Genomic DNA, 936 nt, shown 5'->3' on the forward strand with positions numbered 1-936 from the left:
TAGTTGCAATTGCAACTATTGCTGTGTAAATTGACTTTATCAAGGAAACACAGGCATCAAAGAAACACAGACATCAGAGCAAAACGGAACACCGAAACGAATCATCGATGTCTGTATCGAAACCAGACAACAAAAGCTATATGAAGCGAGGAGAGATCAATATGAACAAGAGAATGATTCACAAGAGATTGGTGAGCCTACTGTGCACTACAACCGTTTTACTTAGTACCCACGCTTGGGCATCACAAGATCATTCGAACCAAATTGAACAGCGCCAATACGCATTTACACAAGTTGAAACCTTGATTGAGCAAGCCAAAGACTTATTAGATGGCAACGATACGAGTTGGCAGGTATTAGAAGAAACGAGTTTAGAGTTAACAGCTCATAGCGAATTGTTACTGACGTCATTTCCGGTGGGCAGCCAAGAGGGAAGTAAAGCTAAAGAGAGTGTGTGGAGTGAGCCTGAAAAATTCGAACGACTACTAAGTCAAATGAATCAAGGGTTCCAAGAACTCTATCAAGGTAGCCAACAAGGTGATGTATCACTGGCGGAATCAGGATTAGAAGCAGCGCAGGCGACTTGCAAAAGTTGCCATCGTTCATATCGCTCACGTTGGTAATAACATTCAGTCCGCTCAATTAACTAACTAACCCCATTTAACCAGTTAAAACTATTTAGCCAAAAAGGAACAAAATATGAAAATGAGTATGTTTATAACACTAGCCGTTTCAATCATGTTTTCTGCTTTAACAAACGCAGCAGACTATGCCGTTGCTCTAGGCTACGCTGATGTGAATGTTCAACATTTGGGCTACAAACTTTCTGTGACGAACAACTAGTAGTCGTTGGTTGTTGAGTTAGTATTGGGTAAGTGAAAATACAATAGCTGACAAAACTAATAGTTAGTAAAGTAATTAAAGCGATCATTAACT

2 protein-coding genes are annotated in these 936 nt (G+C 40.0%); both read left to right on the forward strand.

Translation table 11 applies throughout. The features are described from left to right. The first annotated feature begins 107 nt into the window (after positions 1 to 107). Positions 108 to 623: a cytochrome c gene (locus AB4496_RS28150; RefSeq protein WP_102258554.1), complete on the forward strand. Its 516-nt coding sequence runs from the start codon at positions 108 to 110 to the stop codon at positions 621 to 623. 76 nt (positions 624 to 699) lie between these two features. After that, a complete protein-coding gene (locus tag AB4496_RS28155) occupies positions 700 to 843 on the forward strand; it encodes a hypothetical protein (RefSeq protein ID WP_009846961.1) in 144 nt (47 codons plus the stop codon). Positions 844 to 936 lie beyond the last annotated feature (93 nt).

It is taken from the genome of Vibrio sp. 10N.222.46.A1, assembly GCF_041473595.1.
GTDB classification, from domain to species: Bacteria; Pseudomonadota; Gammaproteobacteria; order Enterobacterales; family Vibrionaceae; genus Vibrio; species Vibrio tasmaniensis_A.